The 19,368-nt window shown below is 64.4% G+C and carries 19 protein-coding genes; 10 read left to right on the top strand and 9 right to left on the bottom strand.

Annotated elements, in window-relative coordinates:
* Positions 1-91: 91 nt before the first annotated feature.
* On the bottom strand, positions 92-952 hold the full coding sequence (locus E7681_RS00620; RefSeq protein WP_136337322.1) for a branched-chain amino acid aminotransferase: 861 nt from the start codon (positions 950-952) through the stop codon (positions 92-94).
* Between the two features lie 144 nt (positions 953-1,096).
* Here E7681_RS00620 and E7681_RS00615 point away from each other — a divergent pair, with 144 nt between their 5' ends.
* From E7681_RS00615 to E7681_RS00605, 3 genes are all read left to right on the top strand, one after another.
* Entirely contained in the window at positions 1,097-1,519 is a 423-nt protein-coding gene (locus tag E7681_RS00615; protein ID WP_136337321.1) for a hypothetical protein, read from the top strand.
* A 77-nt stretch (positions 1,520-1,596) separates the two neighbouring features.
* Positions 1,597-2,301, top strand: a complete 705-nt coding sequence (locus E7681_RS00610) for a hypothetical protein (protein ID WP_136337320.1) — start codon at positions 1,597-1,599, stop codon at positions 2,299-2,301.
* Between the two features lie 85 nt (positions 2,302-2,386).
* A complete protein-coding gene (locus E7681_RS00605) occupies positions 2,387-2,959 on the top strand; it encodes a L,D-transpeptidase (protein ID WP_136337319.1) in 573 nt (190 codons plus the stop codon).
* A 90-nt stretch (positions 2,960-3,049) separates the two neighbouring features.
* On the opposite strand, the gene trpS is transcribed toward E7681_RS00605, so the two are convergent.
* A complete protein-coding gene (trpS, locus tag E7681_RS00600) occupies positions 3,050-4,096 on the bottom strand; it encodes a tryptophan--tRNA ligase (RefSeq protein WP_136337318.1) in 1,047 nt (348 codons plus the stop codon).
* Between the two features lie 72 nt (positions 4,097-4,168).
* Between trpS and E7681_RS00595 the strand changes: the two genes are divergently transcribed.
* Positions 4,169-4,852: a rhomboid family intramembrane serine protease gene (locus tag E7681_RS00595; protein ID WP_136337317.1), complete on the top strand. Its 684-nt coding sequence runs from the start codon at positions 4,169-4,171 to the stop codon at positions 4,850-4,852.
* Here E7681_RS00595 and murJ read toward each other — a convergent pair.
* From murJ to E7681_RS00580, 3 genes are read right to left on the bottom strand one after another with little or no spacing between them, the layout of a single operon-like run.
* The gene (gene murJ, locus E7681_RS00590; RefSeq protein ID WP_136337316.1) at positions 4,849-6,393 is read right to left on the bottom strand and encodes a murein biosynthesis integral membrane protein MurJ; all 1,545 of its coding nucleotides are present in this window, start codon (positions 6,391-6,393) and stop codon (positions 4,849-4,851) included. The genes E7681_RS00595 and murJ overlap by 4 nt on opposite strands.
* The gene (locus E7681_RS00585; protein ID WP_136337315.1) at positions 6,390-9,149 is read right to left on the bottom strand and encodes a [protein-PII] uridylyltransferase; all 2,760 of its coding nucleotides are present in this window, start codon (positions 9,147-9,149) and stop codon (positions 6,390-6,392) included. Before E7681_RS00585 ends, murJ begins: the two co-directional genes overlap by 4 nt.
* 15 nt (positions 9,150-9,164) lie before the next feature.
* On the bottom strand, positions 9,165-10,337 hold the full coding sequence (locus E7681_RS00580) for a penicillin-binding protein activator (protein ID WP_136337314.1): 1,173 nt from the start codon (positions 10,335-10,337) through the stop codon (positions 9,165-9,167).
* 109 nt (positions 10,338-10,446) lie between these two features.
* On the opposite strand from E7681_RS00580, the gene rsmI reads away from it, so the two are divergent.
* The 3 genes from rsmI to gshB are packed head-to-tail and all read left to right on the top strand — an operon-like array spanning position 10,447 to position 12,662.
* The gene (gene rsmI, locus E7681_RS00575; RefSeq protein WP_136337906.1) at positions 10,447-11,286 is read left to right on the top strand and encodes a 16S rRNA (cytidine(1402)-2'-O)-methyltransferase; all 840 of its coding nucleotides are present in this window, start codon (positions 10,447-10,449) and stop codon (positions 11,284-11,286) included.
* Positions 11,283-11,669, top strand: coding sequence for a YraN family protein (locus E7681_RS00570; RefSeq protein ID WP_136337313.1), 387 nt, complete (start codon positions 11,283-11,285; stop codon positions 11,667-11,669). Before rsmI ends, E7681_RS00570 begins: the two co-directional genes overlap by 4 nt.
* Positions 11,670-11,726: 57 nt before the next feature.
* Positions 11,727-12,662: a glutathione synthase gene (gene gshB, locus E7681_RS00565; protein WP_136337312.1), complete on the top strand. Its 936-nt coding sequence runs from the start codon at positions 11,727-11,729 to the stop codon at positions 12,660-12,662.
* Between the two features lie 12 nt (positions 12,663-12,674).
* Here gshB and E7681_RS00560 read toward each other — a convergent pair whose 3' ends face one another.
* The 4 genes from E7681_RS00560 to cobU form a co-directional block, all read right to left on the bottom strand.
* Positions 12,675-14,192: a YifB family Mg chelatase-like AAA ATPase gene (locus E7681_RS00560; protein ID WP_136337311.1), complete on the bottom strand. Its 1,518-nt coding sequence runs from the start codon at positions 14,190-14,192 to the stop codon at positions 12,675-12,677.
* A 65-nt stretch (positions 14,193-14,257) separates the two neighbouring features.
* Entirely contained in the window at positions 14,258-15,121 is an 864-nt protein-coding gene (locus E7681_RS00555) for a glutathione S-transferase (RefSeq protein WP_136337310.1), read from the bottom strand.
* 81 nt (positions 15,122-15,202) lie between these two features.
* Entirely contained in the window at positions 15,203-15,775 is a 573-nt protein-coding gene (locus E7681_RS00550; protein WP_136337309.1) for a histidine phosphatase family protein, read from the bottom strand.
* Positions 15,772-16,293: a bifunctional adenosylcobinamide kinase/adenosylcobinamide-phosphate guanylyltransferase gene (gene cobU, locus E7681_RS00545; protein WP_136337308.1), complete on the bottom strand. Its 522-nt coding sequence runs from the start codon at positions 16,291-16,293 to the stop codon at positions 15,772-15,774. The genes E7681_RS00550 and cobU overlap by 4 nt, the downstream gene beginning before the upstream one ends.
* Before the next feature lie 102 nt (positions 16,294-16,395).
* On the opposite strand from cobU, the gene E7681_RS00540 reads away from it, so the two are divergent.
* From E7681_RS00540 to coaBC, 3 genes are all read left to right on the top strand, one after another.
* On the top strand, positions 16,396-17,274 hold the full coding sequence (locus tag E7681_RS00540) for an RNA polymerase factor sigma-32 (RefSeq protein ID WP_136337307.1): 879 nt from the start codon (positions 16,396-16,398) through the stop codon (positions 17,272-17,274).
* A complete protein-coding gene (locus E7681_RS00535; protein ID WP_136337306.1) occupies positions 17,271-18,065 on the top strand; it encodes a ChaN family lipoprotein in 795 nt (264 codons plus the stop codon). The genes E7681_RS00540 and E7681_RS00535 overlap by 4 nt, the downstream gene beginning before the upstream one ends.
* A gap of 72 nt (positions 18,066-18,137) precedes the next feature.
* Positions 18,138-19,334, top strand: a complete 1,197-nt coding sequence (gene coaBC, locus E7681_RS00530; RefSeq protein ID WP_136337305.1) for a bifunctional phosphopantothenoylcysteine decarboxylase/phosphopantothenate--cysteine ligase CoaBC — start codon at positions 18,138-18,140, stop codon at positions 19,332-19,334.
* The last annotated feature ends 34 nt before the right edge of the window (positions 19,335-19,368 follow it).

Here is a 19,368-nt window from a genome sequence, read left to right as displayed (position 1 = left end):
TTTCTTTCTGATCCAAATACTCGCGCCGCAGGCCCGGAAAATTTCAAATTTTCCGGGCAAAATTCTTCGAAAGAATTTTGCACCGCCCCGCTCAGCCCGAGTGCGCCCAATCCCAATACAGCTCGCGCGTCCGTTTCGTCACCGGCCCCACCGCATAGCGCGTGTCGTCGAACGCGGTCACTGGCGTGACCTTGTTCATGTTGCCCGACAGGAACACCTCGTCCGCCTTGTGGAAATCATCGAACGTCAGCACCGTCTCGTGCACGGTGATTCCGTCTGCCCGCAGGTTCTTGATGTGCCGCGCGCGGGTGATCCCGGCCAGGAAGGTGCCGTTGGCGATCGGAGTGAACACCTCTCCGTCCTTGACCATGAACACGTTCGCCGTGGCGCTTTCGGCGACATTGCCCATCGCGTCAGCGACCAGCGCATTGCCAAAGCCCTTGGACTTCGCTTCGGCCAGCATCCGCGCGTTGTTCGGGTACAGGCACCCGGCCTTGGCGTTGCACACTGCGTCCTCCAGCACCGGGCGGCGGAAACGGGTGCGGGTCAGCGTTGTACTGGCCTCGGGGGCGGCCATCGGGATCGCCTCCAGGCAGATCGCGAATCCGGTTGCTTCGGGCGTCGGCACGATGCCGGACGCATCGCCGTTGATCGCCCAGTACATCGGGCGGATATAGACCGCCTCGCCGGCTTGGAACCCCTTCAGCCCCTCGCGCACCAGCGCGACCATCTCGTCGGTTTCCACCGTCGGCTCGATCATCAGCGCCCGGGCCGAGCGGTTGACCCGCGCGCAATGCGCCTCCAGATCCGGGGTCAGGCCGTCAAAGAACCGCGCCCCGTCGAACACGTTGCTGCCCAGCCAGGCGCCATGATCGGCCGCCCCCATGACGTTGACGTCGCCCTGATGCCAGGTGCCGTTGAAATAGGTGCGGATCGTGTTGCTCAGTGCCATTTTGGTGCTCCTTTGAGGGCGCAGGCTACGGGGCGTGTCCGGCAGGGTCGATACCGTAGTTTGACGGGGTTTTGATCGCGCACCCGCTTGACGCAACGCCCCGCCGCCGCCGACACTGCGCGCATTCAGACCACAGGATTTCCCATGCTCCGTTTCCTTGCCCTGCTTGCCTTGCCGTTGCTGGCCGCCTGCCTGCCCGCCGGCGACACCCGCCACCCGATCCAGCGCCTGCTGGAAGGGCGCACTGTCACCTACGACTTGCCCCGCGAAACCGACGACTACAAGAACCCGCCCGACATGGCCGCCGAGGTCCAGACCTGGGCCGCCGACGGCACCACCGTGTTGCAATGGCGCCCGCTGCTGGTGAAACACAAGACCTATCCCAAGACCGGCCGCTGGTGGATCAAGGGCGATCTCTATTGCCAGTGGTTCAACCCCGAACCACCGCCCGCCGATCTGACCTGCATGACCGTCCGCGCCTATGACAACGGCACCCGCGTGCATTTCCGCGAACCCGGCATCATGGTCTTCTTCCGCCGCGAACGGCACGGCACCTTCTCCAACTGACCGCGCGATTTGACGCCAATCAAGGCGCACACATTCTCCGCATGGCATGTGTGCGCCATCCCAACCCGGAGTCCCCGATGAAACGCGCCTTTCTTCCCCTGATCCTTGGCCTGTCGCTGGCCGCCCCCGCGATCGCTGGCCCGCTGGCCGATTTCGACGCGGCCTATCGCGGCATGTACGCCCGCTATCGCGCCGCCCTGTTCCAGACCAACGCCGGCTCGCCCGAAACCGCGACGCAGGCGATGAAGGGCTTTGCCGCCGCCTGGGGTCAGTTCGCCGCCAGCTACGGCGCCACGCCCCCCGCCCATCTGGCCGAGGATACCGGCTGGCCCGCCACCGTGCAGGACGTGACCGCCGCGCTGTCTGCCGCCCAGGCCGAGGTTCTGGCCGGTCAGCTGCCCGAAGCCCACGAAACGCTGGAACATGTCCGCGACGTGCTGTCGGACATGCATGCCCGCAACGGCATCGAAAGCTACTCGGACCGCATGAACGCCTACCACGCCCAGATGGAGGGTGTGCTGACCTTCGATCTGTCCCAGCCCGACGCGCTGGCCCTGCTGCGCGAGAAAGCCGCCGTTCTGGCCTATCTGTCCGGCGACCTGCTGGCCTCGCCCCCGCCCGAAGCGGCCGGTAATGCCGAATATGACACGCTCAGCGCCGAATTTGCCGCCTCGGTTGCCGCGCTGATGGACGCCGCCCGCAGCGGTGACATGGCCACCGTCAAATCCGCGCTGGCCGGTCTGAAAAAGCCCTACGCCAAGCTGTTCGTGAAATTCGGCTAAGCTCACGCGCAGCACACCGGATCGTGAGTTGAGCCCCGCGCCTGCCTGAGGTCTTTTGCACTTGCAGCAAAAGACCGAGGACCCCATGACCGTTTCCCGCCGATCCCTGATGCTGGGCGCCGCCGCCTTGGCCGCGCCCGCTCTGCTCCCGCTCCGCGCCCTCGCGCAAGAGGAGCGCGCCACGGATCCCGCCGTGCGCCGCAACATCTCCAGCTTTGCGCGGGTGGATTGGCGCGACCATTTCGACTCGCTTGGCGTCGGGGTGATCGTCGCCGATACCGACTCGCGCGCGCTGCACTACTGGTCGGGCGACGGGCTGGATTACCGCCTGTATCCGACCTCGGTCCCGATGTCGCGTGAACTGACCCGGCTGGGCGATACCCATGTCGTGAAAAAGGTGAAGGGCCCGCGTTGGACGCCCACCCCCTCGATGCGCGAGCGCGATCCCTCGCTCCCCGCCTTCATCCCCGCCGGGCCGCAAAATCCGCTGGGCACCCACGCGCTGTATCTCAGCTGGCAGTACTACCGCATCCACGGCACCCACGACACGCGCAAGATCGGTCGGCGGTCCTCGGACGGCTGTATTGGCCTCTATAACGAGAAGATTGCAGAGCTGTTCGATCTGGTCGAGGTCGGCACCCGCGTGCGCCTGATCTGAACGTACGATTTTCAGCGAGAATCATACAATTTCCGGGATTACCCGAACATGAATGCCCCGCGCCGGGTGGGCCGGCGCGGGGCGAAATCGTCAGCTGCGGATCATGCCGACGATGTCATAGGTCTTGGCCAGGATCGGCGCGGCGATCTCGCGCGCACGCTCGGCACCACGGCCCAGGATGCGGTCGATCTCGGCCGGGTCTTGCATAAGCCGTTGCATTTCCATGGAAATCGGCGACAGCTTCTCAACCGCCAGATCGGCCAGCATCGGTTTGAACTCGGAAAACTGCTTGCCGCCAACCTCGGCCAGAACGGCGTCCACCGATTGGTCGGCTAGTGCTGCGTAGATGTTGACCAGGTTGCGCGCGTCCGGGCGATCGTCCAAGCCTTTAATTTCGCTCGGCAAAGCCTCGGGATCGGTCTTGGCCTTGCGGATTTTCTTGGCGATCGTGTCGGCGTCGTCGGTCATGTTGATGCGGCTGGCATCCGACGGATCGGACTTCGACATCTTTTTTGTCCCATCTCTCAAGGACATAACCCGCGTGGCCGCCCCTTCGATCACCGGATCCGGGATCGGGAAGAAGTCGACGCCATAGTCATGGTTGAACTTGATCGCGATGTCCCGCGTCAGCTCGACGTGCTGTTTCTGGTCCTCGCCCACCGGAACTTCGGTCGCGTGGTACAGCAGAATGTCAGCCGCCATCAGCGACGGATAAGCGAACAACCCCAGCGAGGCGTTCTGAGCATTCTTGCCCGCCTTATCCTTCCACTGGGTCATGCGCTGCATCCAGCCCATGCGCGCCACGCAGTTGAAAATCCATCCCAGCTGAGCGTGCTCGGTCACCTGCGACTGATTGAAAAGAATGGATTTTTCCGGATCGATCCCGCTGGCGATAAAGCCGGCGGTCAGTTCGCGCGTTTGTTTGCGCAGGGCTTCGGGGTCTTGCCAGACGGTGATCGCGTGCAGGTCCACGACGCAATAGATCGTCTCGATCCCGTCGTGCTGCTTTTCCACGAAGCGCTTGATCGCGCCCAGATAGTTGCCCAGGGTCAGCCCGCCCGAGGGCTGGATGCCCGAAAACACGCGCTGTTTGAAAGCGGCGTTCGGATTGGATTGCGTTTGGACCGCATCCGACATGGTGTATCTCCGTCTGGATTTATTGGTGAGGGTGGCTTACCCATGCCCTGAACCTGCGTCAAGGAAAGCCCGATGAGCGAAGAAAATAACGCCCCATTCAACACCGTGCCGCCCGTCGTGGTCGCGCTGTTCCTGCTGATCATGGGGATCGAGATCGCCTTTGATCTGGGCGCGCGCGGTCTGGCCGGAGGGCCGCAGGCGGTGGGTTGGCGGCTGGACGCGGTGCAGACTTACGGGTTTTCTGCGTTGATTTTCAACAGGATGCTGGAACTGGGCCAATACCCGGCCGAGCATCTGATCCGCTTCGTCTCTTACGCGTTCATCCATAGCAGCCTGACGCAGGCCGTGTTCGCGGGCGTCATGGTTTTGGCGCTGGGGAATATGGTCGGCAAGGTGTTCTCGCAGCTGGCGACGCTGCTGGTGTTCGTGCTGGGCATCGTCGCGGGGGCGGTGATTTACGGGCTGATCGTGGACACGCAATTCGCGCTGATCGGCGCGTTCCCGGGCGTTTATGCGTTGATCGGGGCCTATTCCTTCTTGCTGTTCACCCATCAGACCTTGGTCGGCGGCAACCGGCTGCAAGCCTTCCGTCTGATCGGCGTGCTGATGGGTATCCAGTTGATTTTCGGCCTGATTTTCGGCGGACAGCCCGATTGGATCGCCGATGTCGGCGGGTTCATCGTCGGGTTCGTGGTGTCCTTCGTGTTGGTGCCGGGGGGCTGGCGGCGCTTGCGCGACCGCCTGCGCCACCGTTAACCGCCGCGCTTGAACGAGCGTTTGAACTCGGCCAGACGGAATGCGCCGATGATCTGGCCCGCGCCGAAATAGCTGACCATGCCGATCAGAACCAACGCCAGCAAGGCCGCGTAGCGCAGGCCGGAGGCGTGCAATGCGCCCTCCATCAGCCAGGCCGCGCCCCACAGGCAGACGCCCATGATCCCCGAGGCTGCGACGATCCGCCAGATCCGGCGGTGGAACCGGGCATCGAACCGGGCCACGTCTCCGAACGGGCGGGCGCCGCGTGACAGCAGGCCGACCATCGCCCAGGCGGCGAAAGTCGTTGCAATCGCACAGGAAATCCATCCAGCAACCGGGGCCAGACCGATTGCAATCCCGGCATTCACCACCATCGAGGCGACCGCGTAGTTAAACGGGCGGCGCGTATCCTCGCGCGCAAAGAACAGCGGTTGCAGGATTTTCTGAATCACGAAGGCAGGCAGGCCCAACCCGTAGATCGCCACGGCCAGCGCGATCGCCTGCACGTCCGCCGATGTCGTCGCTCCGCGCTGGAATAGGACCGAGACCAACGGCCCCGGGATGACCACCAGCGCCACGGCGGCGGGTATGGTCAGCGCCAGGGAAACCTCGGCCGCGCGGGACAGCGCATTGCGCGCGCCCTCGTCGTCGCGGGCCTTCAGACGGCGCGACAGGTCGGGCAGCAGCACCACGCCAATCGCGATGCCGACCACGCCCAACGGCAGCTGATACAGCCGGTCGGCGGCATAGAGCCAGCCCACGGCGCGCTCGAAATAGCTGGCGACCTGTTGGCCGACCAGCAGGTTTACCTGCACCACGCCCCCGGCCAGCGCGGCGGGTACGGCGACGCGGATCAGCCGGCGCATGTCAGGCGTCATCCGGGGACGCTGGAAATGCACGTGGAACCCGGCCTTGCGCGCTGCGATCCAGACCAGCGCAAGTTGCGCCATGCCCGCCAGCGGGATGGTCCAGATCAGGGCGCGGGCGATGTCGCCTCCGGTCAGGGCGGCCACGATCATCACCCCCACCAGCAGCACGTTCAGCAGCACCGGTGCTGCGGCCGCGGCGGCAAAGCGCCCCAGCGCGTTCAGCACCCCTGACAGCAGCGCAGCCAGCGAGATGAACAGGATGTAGGGAAAGGCAATCCGCGCGAATTCCACTGACAAATCAAACTGTTCCTGCCCCGCAAACCCCGAGGCCAGCCCGTAGATCATCCACGGCATCACCGCCTGCGCAGCCAATGTGATCAGGATCAGGATCGAGGCCAACCCGGCGAACGCCTGCGCGGCAAAGCCCTCGGCATCCTCGCCCCCCTCCAGCTTCTTGGAAAAGATCGGGATGAAGGCCATGTTGAACGCGCCCTCGGCAAAGAAGCGGCGGAACATGTTGGGCAGGCGGAAGGCCACCACATAGGCCTCGTACGCGGGGCCGGTGCCCAGATAGGCCAGGATGATTGCATCCCGGACAAAGCCCAGAATGCGGCTGGCCAGGGTCCAGACCCCGACCGTCAGAAAGCCCGAGATCAGGCGGATGGGTTTCACGAAATGGCCCTTTCCACACCTTTGTCGATCGCTTCGCGCAGCTTGCGTTCCAGTGCCTTCTGCTTGGCGGCCGAGTGGAACTTCAGCCCGAACATGTCCTTGACGTAGAACGTGTCGACGACTTGCTCCCCGTACGTAGCGATCACGGCGCTGGCGATATAGACGTTGTTGGCGGCCATCGTGCGGGTCAGATCGAACAGCAGGCCGGGGCGGTCGCGGGTGTCGACCTCGATGATCGTGTAGATGTCCGAGCCTTCGTTGTCGAAGGTGATCGAGGTGGGCACCTTGAACGCGCGTTCGCGTTTCTTGATCTTGTCGCGCGATTTGATGGCTTCGGTGGCCACGACTTCGCCCTTCAGGGTTTTCAGGATCATCTGGCGCAGGCGGGGCAGGCGGGCTTCCTCGAAGGGGTGGCCGTCGGCGTCCTGAATCCAGAACACCGCCGTGGCGTAGCCGTCATTCGAGGTATAGGTCCGCGCATCGACGACGTTCGCGCCCACCAGCGCCAGCGCTCCCGCCAGACGCGAGAAGATGCCGGGGTGGTCCACCAGCGCAAAGCAGGCGCGCGTAGCGTCGCGGTCGGCGTCCAAGTGCAGGTCGATGCGAACCTCGTCATCCGGAATGCCGCGCAGAAGGTTGGCAAAGATGACATGCGTCTGCGTGTTCAGACCCTGCCAGTAGGGCGGATAATGCCGGCTGGTTTCGTGGCGCAGGGCGGCGGGGTCCCAACCGTCCAGCGCATCACGCAGCGAGCGGCGTGCCTCGGCGCCCCGGTTCTCGCGGTTCAGCTCTTCAAGCCCGTGTTCCAGCGCCTGGGCGGTTTCCTTGTGCAACTGGCGCAGCAGCATGGCCTTCCAGTTGTTCCAGGTGCCCGGGCCGACGCCCCGGATATCGCAGACCGTCAGGATGGCCAGCAGGTCCAGCCGCTTGCGGTTCTTCACGGCCTTGGCAAAGTCGCGCAGGGTGCGCGGGTCGGACAGGTCACGTTTCTGCGCCATGTCGGACATCAGCAGGTGATAGCGGACCAGCCATTCGACCGTCTCGCAATCAGCCTTGGACAGGCCAAGGCGCGGGGCCACCTTGCGGGCGATCTGCGCGCCAAGGACCGAGTGATCCTCGTCCCGGCCTTTGCCGATGTCATGCAGCAGCAGCGCCGTATAGATGATGCGGCGGTTCACGCCCCGTTTCAGGATGCCGCTGACGACCGGCAATTCCTCGATCAGGTCGCCGTGCTCCAGCTGGCTGAGGACGCGGATACATTGGATCGTGTGCTCGTCCACCGTGTAGTGGTGGTACATGTTGAACTGCATCATCGCCACGATCGGTTCGAACTCGGGGATGAAGGCAGCCAGAACGCCCAGTTCGTTCATGCGGCGCAGGGCGCGTTCGGGGTTGCCGTGCTTCAGCAGCAGGTCCATGAAAATGCGCTGCGCCTCGCGGTCGTTGCGCATGTCGTCGTCGATCAAGTGCAGGTTGGCCGTCACCAGACGCATGGCGTCGGGGTGGATCAGCATCCCGGTCCGCAGGCCCTCTTCGAACAGGCGCAGCAGGTTCAGCTTGTCGGACAGGAACTTTTTCTCGTTCTCGATTGCCAGACGGTTGTGGATGACCTTGTAGCCTCCCTTGACCTTGGGCGTCCGGCGAAAGATGCGCTCGAGCAGGGGGGCGCTTTTGACGTGCATGGCTTCCAGTTTGGTAAGGAAGATGCGGGTCAGGTCGCCGGTTGCGGTCGCGTGGCGGAAATAGTCCTGCATGAAATGCTCGACCGCGCGGCGCCCGCCCTTGTCGGTATAGCCGATCCGAGCGGCGACCTCGACCTGCAGGTCAAACGTCAGCTGGTCCGAGGAGCGCCCGGTGAACAGGTGCAGGTGGCAGCGGACCGCCCAGAGGAAATCCTCGGCCCGGATGAAGGTCTTGTACTCGTCGGCGGTGAACACCTTCAGGCGGACAAGTTCCGCGGTGTCCTGAACCTGGTGCAGATACTTGGCGATCCAGAACAGCGATTGCAGGTCGCGCAGACCGCCCTTGCCCTCTTTCACGTTCGGTTCGACCACGTAACGCTGGCCGCCCTGCCGGTTGTGGCGGGCGTCGCGCTCGGCCAGTTTGGCCTCGATGAATTCAGCGGCCGTGCCTTTGAAAAGTTCGGACCACAGGCGCTGGTCCAGCTCAGTCGCCAATGCGCGGTCGCCGGTGAGGACGCGATGCTCCAGCAGGGCGGTGCGGATGGTGAAATCCTCGCGGCCCAGCTTGATGCAGTCCTTGATGGTGCGCGACGAGTGCCCGACCTTCAGCCGCAGATCCCACAGGATATAGAGCATCGACTCGATGATCTGCTCGGCCCAGGGGGTGATCCGGTGCGGCGTCAGGAACAGCAGGTCCACGTCCGAAAACGGCGCCATCTCTCCCCGGCCATAGCCGCCGACGGCGATCACGGTCATCTGCTCGGGCTTGGCGCCTTTCGGTGCCATCAGACGGGTGGCGATGTCCATTGCGGTGATGACGATGCAATCGGTCAGCCAGGTATAGGCCCGCGTCGTGGGCCGGGCCGCTAGGGGCTGGGCAGTAAAGGCCGCCTCGATCGCGTCCATCCCGTCCTTGCGGGCCTGTAGCAAGATCGGCACCACGGCCGAGCGGATGTCAGCGGGATCGCTTTTGCCTTTGGTAGCAGCGGCGATCTGTGCGTCCACCGAGGCCGCATCGAAAATGCGCGTTGCCGGACAGATCAGGCTGTCCGGCGCTTCAGGCGTATCTTTCATGATAGGATCTTTGGATTACATACCGCTGCCCGCGAAAGTGCGGGGGGCGGCGTCGATGATCACGACTTTCTTGTTCTGGATTTGGGCGATGGCCAGGCCACGCTCGTTGGTGCCGTCGCTGCGCAGACGGAAGATGCCGTTCACACCCTGAAAGCCCGCGCCCTGCGTCAGGGCGGCCCCGGTCAGGGCGTCGCTTTGGCCAGCTTTGACCAGCGCGCCAATGGCCGCGATCCCGTCATAGGCCAGCCCGCCGATCGAGTGCGGCTGCGACTGATACGCTTGGCCGTAACGGCTGCTGAAGCGCGCGGTCATGGTCGGGTCGGGCATGGCGAACCACGCGCCCTGAACCGCCGGCATCTCCAGCGTTTGCGGCGGGACGTCCCAGCGGGTCAGGCCGATATACTGCACGGTCTGGGCGTTCACGCCGGTTTCGGACAGCAGCTGCGTCACCAGAGGCAGCGCGCCATCGGTGTTGGCGGTCAGGAACAGCGCATTGGCCGCGCCGCTTTGCACGGCCTCGCGGATTTGCGGAATGGCATCGACCACCCCCTGCTGCGAGAACTCATAGCCCACCGTGGCCGCCATCGAGGCACCGCCGGTCTGGCCAATCGCGGTCTGGATGGCGTTCTTGCCCAACTGACCGGCCAGGTTGTTGTCATGTGCGATGACGATGTTGCCCTTGCCCTGGGTCGAAGCATAACGCACCAGCCGCTTGGCGGTGTTTTCAAAGGTCGGGCCCAGAATGAACAGGTTGCCGCCCGCGATGGTGGCGTTGTTCGAGAAGGACAGCACGTTCACCCCGCGCGCCGCGACGCTGACGGCAACGGCATTGGCCTCGGCGCTGTAGACCGGGCCAAGGACGATCTTGGCGCCTTCGTCAACGGCGCGAATGCCTTGCTTTTGCGCGGTTGCGGGGTCGCCAGCAGTGTCATAGACCCGCAGATCGATATTGATGCCTTCCAGATCGGCGATGGCCAGACGGGCCGCGTTTTCCAGGCTCAGCGCCAGGATATCGTCACCAGTATTGCCGCTGCCGCGCGGCACCAACAGGGCGACGGGCACCGGGGCTTGGGTGTTGATCAGCGGACCGCCCCCCGCAATCGGTTCGCACGAGGCCAGCACAACAAGGCTGAGCAGGGCGAACAAACGGGCAATCAGGTTGCGGGTACGGGACAAAACGGCGAACATGGACTGGCTTTACTCCCTGGGAATGGGCAAAAGGACGCCCGTGGGCGTTTGCGCCCGATAATAGACACCGTGCAGAAGGGGTCCAGTGTTGAATCCGCAAATCACACCGATGGCACCCGGCCTGTATCTGATTGCAACACCGATCGGAACGGCGCGCGACATAACCTTGCGCGCGTTGGACATTCTGGCTTCGGCCGATGTGCTGGTGGCCGAGGACACCCGCAGCCTGCGCAAACTGATGGATATTCACGGCGTCCACCTGCGCGACCGGCCCGTCCTCAGCTATCACGATCACAACGGTGGACAGATGCGCCCGCGCCTGATGGCCCTTTTGAACGAGGGGAAATCGGTCGCCTACGCCTCTGAGGCGGGCACGCCGATGGTCGCCGATCCCGGCTTTGATCTGGCCCGCGCAGCGCGCGAAGAAGGACACACCGTCGTCTCTGCGCCCGGCGCCTCGGCCGTCATCACCGCGCTGACGGTGGGCGGTTTGCCGACCGACCGATTCTTCTTCAACGGCTTTCTACCCAACGCGTCGGGCCAGCGGAAATCCGCCCTGCGAGAGTTGAAGGACGTACCGGGGACGCTGGTCTTTTACGAATCGCCCAAGCGGATCGCGTCGATGCTGCGTGACGCGGCCGAGGTTCTGGGCCCGAACCGCGACGCCGCCGTCTGCCGCGAGCTGACCAAGAAGTTCGAGGAAGTCCTGCGCGCCCCGCTGTCCGAATTGGCGGTGCAATGCGAGGAGCGGGCGCTGAAGGGCGAAATCGTGGTCCTGATCGACCGCGCCGGTTCACCTGAAATTAACGAAGACGACCTAGAGACTCTGATCCAGCAGGCTTTGCAGAACGGCTCGGTCCGGGATGCCGCGGACATGGTGGCCGCGCAGACCGGGCTGCCGCGCCGGCAGGTCTATCAACTCGCGCTGAAAATGGACAAGGACAGATGACCACAACGCCGAACCTGCACCGCCAACGAAAAGGCGCCGTTGCATACCAGTTCGGCCAAAGCGCAGAGGATCAGGTTCTGCGTCACTATCAATCCCTGGGTCTGCACCTGCTGCACCGACGGTGGCGCGGACGGGGCGGTGAAATCGACCTGATCCTGCAAGACCGCGAAACCATCGTTTTCGTCGAGGTGAAGGCCGCCTCCAGCATCCAGTCTGCCATCACCCGGCTTGGCCCGCCGCAGATGCGCCGCATCCATGCCGCTGCCGAGGAATTCATCGGAACGCTCCCCTCGGGCAGCCTGACCGAGGTGCGGTTTGATCTGGCATGTGTCGACAAGACCGGCGCGCCGCAGATCATGGAAAATTGTTTCAGCCATTTCTGATTTGCCTCGCCCGGTCCCTTGCGCCATGTAAGGGGCAACCAAGCAAGGGGACCGAGCATGAAAATCGCTTTCCAGATGGACCCGATCGGGCCGATCAACATCAACGCGGACAGCACGTTCCGCATCGCCCTCGAAGCGCAGGCGCGCGGGCACGAGCTGTTCTATTACACGCCGGATCGCCTCGCCTATCAGGAAGGGCGCATTACGGCCAAGGGCTGGCCGCTGACCGTGCAACGCGTCGAAGGCAACCACTACTCCCTTGGCGCCGAGACCGAGGTCGACCTGTCGGAATTCGACGTGGTCTGGCTGCGTCAGGACCCGCCGTTTGACATGTTCTACATCACCACGACTCACCTGCTGGAGCGGATTCATCCCAAGACGCTGGTGGTCAACGATCCGTTCTGGGTGCGCAACTACCCTGAAAAGCTGATGGTTCTGGATTTCCCCGAACTGACCCCGCCGACCACCATCGCGCGCGACCTGCCGACGATCCGCGCGTTCAAGGAAAAGCACGGCGATGTCATCCTGAAGCCGCTTTATGGCAACGGCGGCGCTGGCGTGTTCCGCCTGACCGAAAGCGACCGCAACCTCAGTTCCCTGCACGAGCTGTTCACCGGATTCTCGCGCGAGCCGCTGATCGTGCAGAAATACCTGCCGGACGTCAGCAAGGGCGACAAACGGGTCATTCTGGTCGATGGCGAACCCGTTGGCGCGATCAACCGTGTGCCGCAAGCGGGCGAGACTCGCTCGAACATGCATGTCGGCGGGCGTCCCGAAAAGATCGGCCTGTCGGCGCGCGATCAGGAGATTTGCGCCACGATCGGCCCGCGCCTCAAGGAAAAGGGGCTGGTCTTCGTCGGTATCGATGTGATCGGCGACTACCTGACCGAGATCAACGTGACCTCGCCCACCGGCATTCAGGAGTTGGAGCGTTTTGACGGCACCAACACCGCCGCGCGGATCTGGGAAGTGATCGAAGCCAAGCGCGCCTGATCGCTGTCGCGATCAGCTGTTTTCCCTGACAGAGCTGAGGCGGAACGACACCGCCTCGGCCACGTGGTGGCGCTGTACGGCATCGCTGCCGTCCAGATCAGCAATCGTGCGCGCGACACGCAACACACGGTGATAGCCGCGCGCGGACAGGCCAAGGCGGTCCGCGACCTTGGTCAGCAGATCCTTGCCAGCGGCATCGGGCGTTGCGACGCGGTCCAGCAAGGTGCCCTCGATGTCTGAATTCAGGCGCGCATCGGGTTCGTTTTCGTACCTGTCAGCCTGAACCGCGCGGGCGTTGGCGACGCGGAGCGCGACCTCGGCAGAGCTCTCTCCGCTTGGCGGCAGGTCAAGGTCGGCGTAGCTGACTGGCGGCACCTCGACCCGCAGATCGAACCGGTCCATCAGCGGGCCGCTGATCCGGCCCAGATAATCCTCGCCGCAGGTGGGGGCGCGGCCACAGGCGCGCGACGGGTCGGACAGATACCCGCAGCGGCAGGGGTTGGCCGCCGCGATCAGCATGAACCGGCAGGGGTATTTCACATGGGCGTTGGCGCGGGCGACCATGACCTCTCCGGTCTCGATCGGTTGGCGCAGGGTTTCCAGCACCGTCCGCGGAAATTCCGGAAACTCGTCCATGAACAGCACGCCGTTATGCGCCAGACTGATCTCGCCCGGTTTGGCACCGCGCCCGCCGCCCACAATCGCCGCCATCGAGGCGGTGTGATGCGGTTCCCGGAACGGGCGGATCCGGGAAATCCCACCCTCGTCCAGCAACCCGGCCAGCGAATGGATCATCGAGGTTTCCAGCGCCTCGGCCGGGGTCAGCGGCGGCAGAATGCCGGGCAGGCGGGCGGCCAGCATGGATTTGCCGGACCCGGGCGTGCCGATCATCATCAGGTGGTGGCGTCCGGCGGCTGCGATCTCCAGCGCCCGTTTGGCACGTTCCTGGCCCTTTACATCCCGCAAACATTTGCCCTGCGTATCGGCCAAAACCTCGCCCGGTAGGGCCGGTGACAACGGGTTTTGCCCTGAGAAATGGCGCACGACATCGGCTAAACCGGGGGCGGCGATGACCTGACAGGCGCCGACCCACGCCGCCTCAGCCCCCGAGGGTTTGGGGCACAGTAGCTGGCGATCCGCCTCGGCGGCGGCCATCGCGGCGGGCAGGGCGCCGATCACGGGCACCAATGATCCGTCCAGTGACAATTCCCCCAGCGCGGTTGTCGTCTCGACCGCATCGCGCGGGATAATGTCCAGTGCCGCCAAAAGGGCCAGAGCGATGGGCAGGTCGAAATGGCTGCCCTCTTTCGGCATGTCTGCGGGGGACAGGTTGACGGTGATCCGCTTGGACGGCAACGCAATCGCCATCGAGGCCAACGCCGTCCGCACGCGATCACGCGCCTCGGACACCGCCTTGTCCGGCAGGCCCACGATGGAAAACGCGGGCATGCCAGGGGTGACGGCGCATTGGACTTCGACCGTGCGGGCGCTGACGCCTTCGAACGCGACGGTATATGCCCGGGCGACCATGCGCTCTCCTCATCCTTCAAGGTTAACGAAGGTTAAGCCCCGGAAGGTTGAGGAAAGGTTAATGCCTACAGCAGCGCCGAGAATTTCGGCCAGGCCAGCGGATCGGCGACAGTCTTGTCCCGGCAGAATGCATTGCAAAAGCCGAAGATGCGCCCGTCAAACTCGGCCATATGGGTGACCGCTTCTCCGGAATAGGGGCAGGCATCATTCTCGGGTGTGCCGCTGGTGACGGCCTGCGCGGGCATGGCGGCGGGGCCGGGCCAGGGTTTTATCGGCAGGTCCATCGCATAAGGCACGGGGTCGTATGACTTGGTCAGGCCCATCGCGCGCCAGCGGCGGAACACCGGATCGGCCAGCGTCGCGGCGACATATTCCTGCATCAGTGGGCTTACCGGCAGGTTGTACCCCGCGATCCGCGCCGCGACCGGGGCAAAGAACACATCAGCCAGCGAGTAGCGGCCGAACAGCCACGGGCCGGCCTCTCCGTGCCGGGTGCGGGCCAGGGTCCACAGGTCTTGCAGGCGGGCGAGGTCCGCCAGAACGGACTGGCTGGGCTGCATCTGGTATTGGTGCAACAACTGCATCGGGCATTGGCTGCGCAGGTTGCCAAAGCCCGCGTGCATTTCCGCAGCCAGCCACCGGGCCAGCGCCCGCGCGGCCGGATCGGTGGGCCACATCATCGCCTCGGGGTGGCGCTCGGCCAGCGTTTCGGCCATCGCCAGCGTCTCGCCGACGACGATCCCATCGGGGGTGCGCATCACTGGGACCAGCCGGGCGGGGGCAAGGTCTGCTAGATCCTCGCCCATGGTGCCATCATAGAGGCCGACCATGTGGGTTTTCTTGGGGATGCCGAACTTCTCGAACATCAGCCAGCCCCGCATTGACCAGCTGGAAAACACCCTGTCACCAATAAACACGTCGTACGTCATCGCAGTCCCTTTCGCGGATCGTTTCGCCGAGGCTAAGCCAGTAAAGTCAGCCGGGACAACGATTTGTTGTGCGCGGCGCCATCACGGAAGGTGATTGATGCGATCCGCCGCCCACTGCCCGTCTTTCAGGCGCAATTCGGTCACCGACAGGTTGTCGATGCGGTGCGAGAATGCCTCAGACGCGGCCAACCCCAGCGCCCGCTGGACCTGCGTCAGGATCACCCCGAAATGCGCCACCGCGATGATGTCGCGGCCGGGGTGGGCGGTCAGCAGCTGTGCCACGGCGCCGTTCACCCGGGTGCAGACCTGGTTCCAGCTTTCGCCCTGCGGCGGGCGCGTGTCGCCGGGGCGTTCCCAGTATTGCCGGGCCAGATCCTGCTCCTTGATCTCGAAATGACGCTTCATTTCCCAGGTGCCAAAGTTGATTTCCCGCAGGTTGGGCTCATGCGGTAGGCGTGCTCGGTGCGCCGCAATGGCGGTGGCGGTATCGGCCGCGCGGATAAGGTCCGAGGACACGACCAGCGCGTCGTCCGGCAAGTGCGCAGACAGGCGCTCCAACTGCCCGATGTCGGACAAATCGGCGGGCAAATCCGTCCAGCCGACCATGCCCTTGGCGTGGGTCGGTCCGTGACGCACCCAGAAAAAGCGGCTCATGGCAGGGTTCCTTTCAGGGCCAGTGGCAATCCGGCCATCACGGCCACGACCAGTCCCGCGCGGGCGGCCAGACGTTGGTTCAGCGCGCCCTGGGCGTCGCGGAACCGGCGCGCCAGCGCGTTTTCGGGGACGACGGACATGCCAACCTCGTTCGAGACGATCACAACGGGGGCGCGGCAATCATCCAGCGCGGCCAGAAACTCGGCCTCGGCCAATGCCATGTCGCTGCCGTCCAGCAGATGGTTCGACAGCCACATCGTGGCGCAATCCAGCAGGACCACCTGCTCGGGCCGAGCCTGCGTCAGCGCAGGGCCGATGTGCATCGGTGCTTCGATCGTGGTCCATCCGTCGCCGCGCTGAACCCGGTGGCGATCCACCTTGTCGCGCATCTCGTCATCCCAAACCCTTGCGGTGGCTAGGTAAATCCGGTCGGCCCCGGCATTTTTCACCAAGGTTTCGGCCCATTGGGACTTGCCCGACCCGGCACCGCCCAGAACGAGGGTCAGTTTATCAAGCATCTTTCGCACACCTTATTGTGAACCAAACGCGCTTGTCGTGCGTATCATTCACGGTCCTAATGAAAAAGGGGCACAACTGTGCCTGAACCTGGGGTGGTACCGATGGCTCTTGATTATCCGAACGACTTGTCGCTGTCGCGGGTGGCAATGAAGGCCGAACTGCTGGACGCCGAAACCGAGCTTCAGCTGGCCTATGCCTGGCGCGATCAACGAGACGAGGCCGCGCTGCATCGTCTGATCACGGCGTATATGCGTCTGGCGATCTCGATGGCGGCGAAATACAAGCGCTACGGCGCGCCGATGAACGACCTGATCCAAGAGGCGGGTCTGGGCCTGATGAAGGCCGCGGACAAGTTCGACCCGGATCGCGGCGTGCGGTTTTCGACCTATGCCGTCTGGTGGATCAAGGCCAGCATCCAGGACTATGTGATGCGCAACTGGTCGATGGTGCGCACCGGCTCCACCTCCTCGCAGAAGTCGCTGTTCTTCAACCTGCGCCGCGTTCAGGCCCGGCTGGAGCGCGAAGCCCTGTCGCGCGGCGAAGAGCTGGACCGCCACCAGATGCGCCACATGATCTCGACCGAGATCGGCGTGCCCCTGCATGACGTCGAGATGATGGAGGGACGCCTGTCCGGCTCTGACTTCTCGCTGAACGCGACGCAATCCAGCGACGAAGACGGCCGCGAGTGGATCGACACGCTGGAAGATGAAGGTGCCAAATCCTCGGAGATCGTCGAGGAACGGCACGACCGCGCCGCCCTGCGCACCTGGCTGGTCGAGGCGATCGGCTCGCTGAACGAGCGCGAGCAGTTCATCATCCGCGAACGCAAATTGCGCGAACCGCCCCGCACGCTGGAATCGCTGGGCGAAGAGCTGAACCTGTCCAAGGAACGCGTCCGCCAGCTGGAGGCAGCCGCCTTTGCCAAGATGCGCAAACAGCTTGAAGCGCATTCCGAAGAGGTGCATCAACTGCTGTCATGAAAGCAGTTTCCCTGATTTTTTCGCTGGTACTGGCCGGGCAGCCGTTGCTTGCCCAGCCGGTCCAAGACCAGATGGCCACGTCCGAGGTGATCTACCTGGGCGAAACCCACGACAACCCGGTCCACCACCAGCGCCAGGCAGACTATGTGGCGCGGTACAAACCGCGCGCCCTGGTGTTCGAAATGCTGACGCCCGATCAGGCGCAGATGGCCGTTGGCTCGGTCCGTGGCGATCAGGCATCGCTCGAAGCGGCGCTTGGCTGGGCCGATACCGGCTGGCCGGGTTTCGCGATGTACTACCCGATTTTCGCCGCCGCCCCGAACGCCGTAATCTACGGCGCTGCCGTCCCGCGAGAGGCGACCCGTGAGGCGATGAAATCCGGCATATCCGACTGGTTCGGGCCAGAGGCCGAGGCGTACGGGCTGACGACACCCCTGTCCGAAGACCAGCAGGAACAGCGCGAAGCCCTGCAAGAAGAGGCGCATTGCAACGCCCTGCCAGACGAAATGCTGCCCGTCATGGTCGACGTGCAGCGCCTGCGCGACGCGGTAATTGCGCGGGCCGTGTTGCAGGCGGTCGACGAAACCGGCGGGCCTGTCATGGTCATCACCGGCAACGGCCACGCACGCAAGGATTGGGGCGCGCCCGCGGTTGTGGCCCATGTCCGCCCCGAGGTCTCGCAATTCGTCGTCGGCCAGACCGAGGATGACGAAACCGCCGATCCCTCTTACGACATCACCCTGTCCGCCCCAGCCGCCCCGCGCGAAGATCCGTGCAAGGCGTTCCGCTAAGCGGGCGGTAACCGGGCTTGTCAGCCCGCGTGCTTGATCCTAGTGTCGGCGCGATCTATTCGGGGGGACAAGATGCTGGCAAACAAGCGTATCCTGTTGATTATCGGCGGCGGAATCGCGGCCTACAAGACGCCTGACCTGATCCGCCGCCTGCGCGAACGCGGGGCGAGCGTGACGCCGGTCCTGACGTCTGCCGGGGCCGAATTCGTGACGCCCCTGACCGTGGCCGCAGTGGCCGGAACGCCGGTGCACACCCAGCTGTTCGACCTGACCACCGAGGCCGAGATGGGCCATATTCAGCTGTCGCGCAGCGCCGATCTGGTGATCGTGGCCCCCGCAACGGCGGACCTGATGGCCAAGATGGCGAACGGGCTGGCGAATGATCTGGCCTCGACCCTGCTGATGGCGACGGACACACCGGTGATGATCGCCCCCGCCATGAACGTGCGGATGTGGGATCACCCGGCAACGCAGCGCAACCTGGCCACGCTGAAGGCCGATGGCATCCGCGTGATCGGCCCGAACGAAGGCGACATGGCTTGCGGCGAATACGGTCCGGGCCGGATGTCCGAACCGCTGGAAATCGTCGCCGCCGCCGAGGCTGCGCTGTCGGACGGGCCACTGAAGGGCAAACGGGTGATCGTCACCTCGGGCCCGACGCAGGAACCGATTGACCCGGTGCGCTATATCTCGAACCGCTCGTCCGGCGCGCAGGGCACGGCGATTGGCAAGGCACTGGTCGCGCTGGGGGCCGAGGTGGTGTTCGTGACCGGCCCCGCAGATGTGCCGCCGCCCGAGGGCGTGCAGGTGGTGCGCGTGGAAACCGCCGTGCAGATGCTGGATGCCGTTCAGGCCGCTCTTCCCGCCGATGCGGCGGTGTTTGCTGCGGCCGTGGCAGATTGGCGTGTGGCGCAGGCGGCCAGTTCGAAGATGAAAAAGGAAAAGGGCGAAATCCCCACCCTGAGCTTTGCCGAGAACCCCGACATTCTGGCGACCGTCAGCCAGATGACCAAGGGGCGCCCGCCGCTGGTGGTTGGCTTTGCCGCCGAGACCGACAACGTGATCGCCCACGCCACCGCCAAGCGGCTGCGCAAGGGCTGTGACTGGATCGTAGCCAATGACGTCTCGCCCGCGACGGGGACGTTCGGGGGTACACAGAACACCGTTCATGTGATCAGCGACGACGGCGTCGAGGATTGGCCGAAGATGGCCAAGGACGCCGTGGCGGAGCGACTGGCGCAACGGATTGCCGGGGCTTTGGTCGGATAGTGCGGATGCCTCCGGCGGGAGTATTTTGGCTCAG

The organism is Thalassobius vesicularis, assembly GCF_004799325.1.
GTDB lineage: Bacteria > Pseudomonadota > Alphaproteobacteria > Rhodobacterales > Rhodobacteraceae > Thalassobius > Thalassobius vesicularis.
This window is presented reverse-complemented; position numbering and strand designations above follow the sequence as displayed.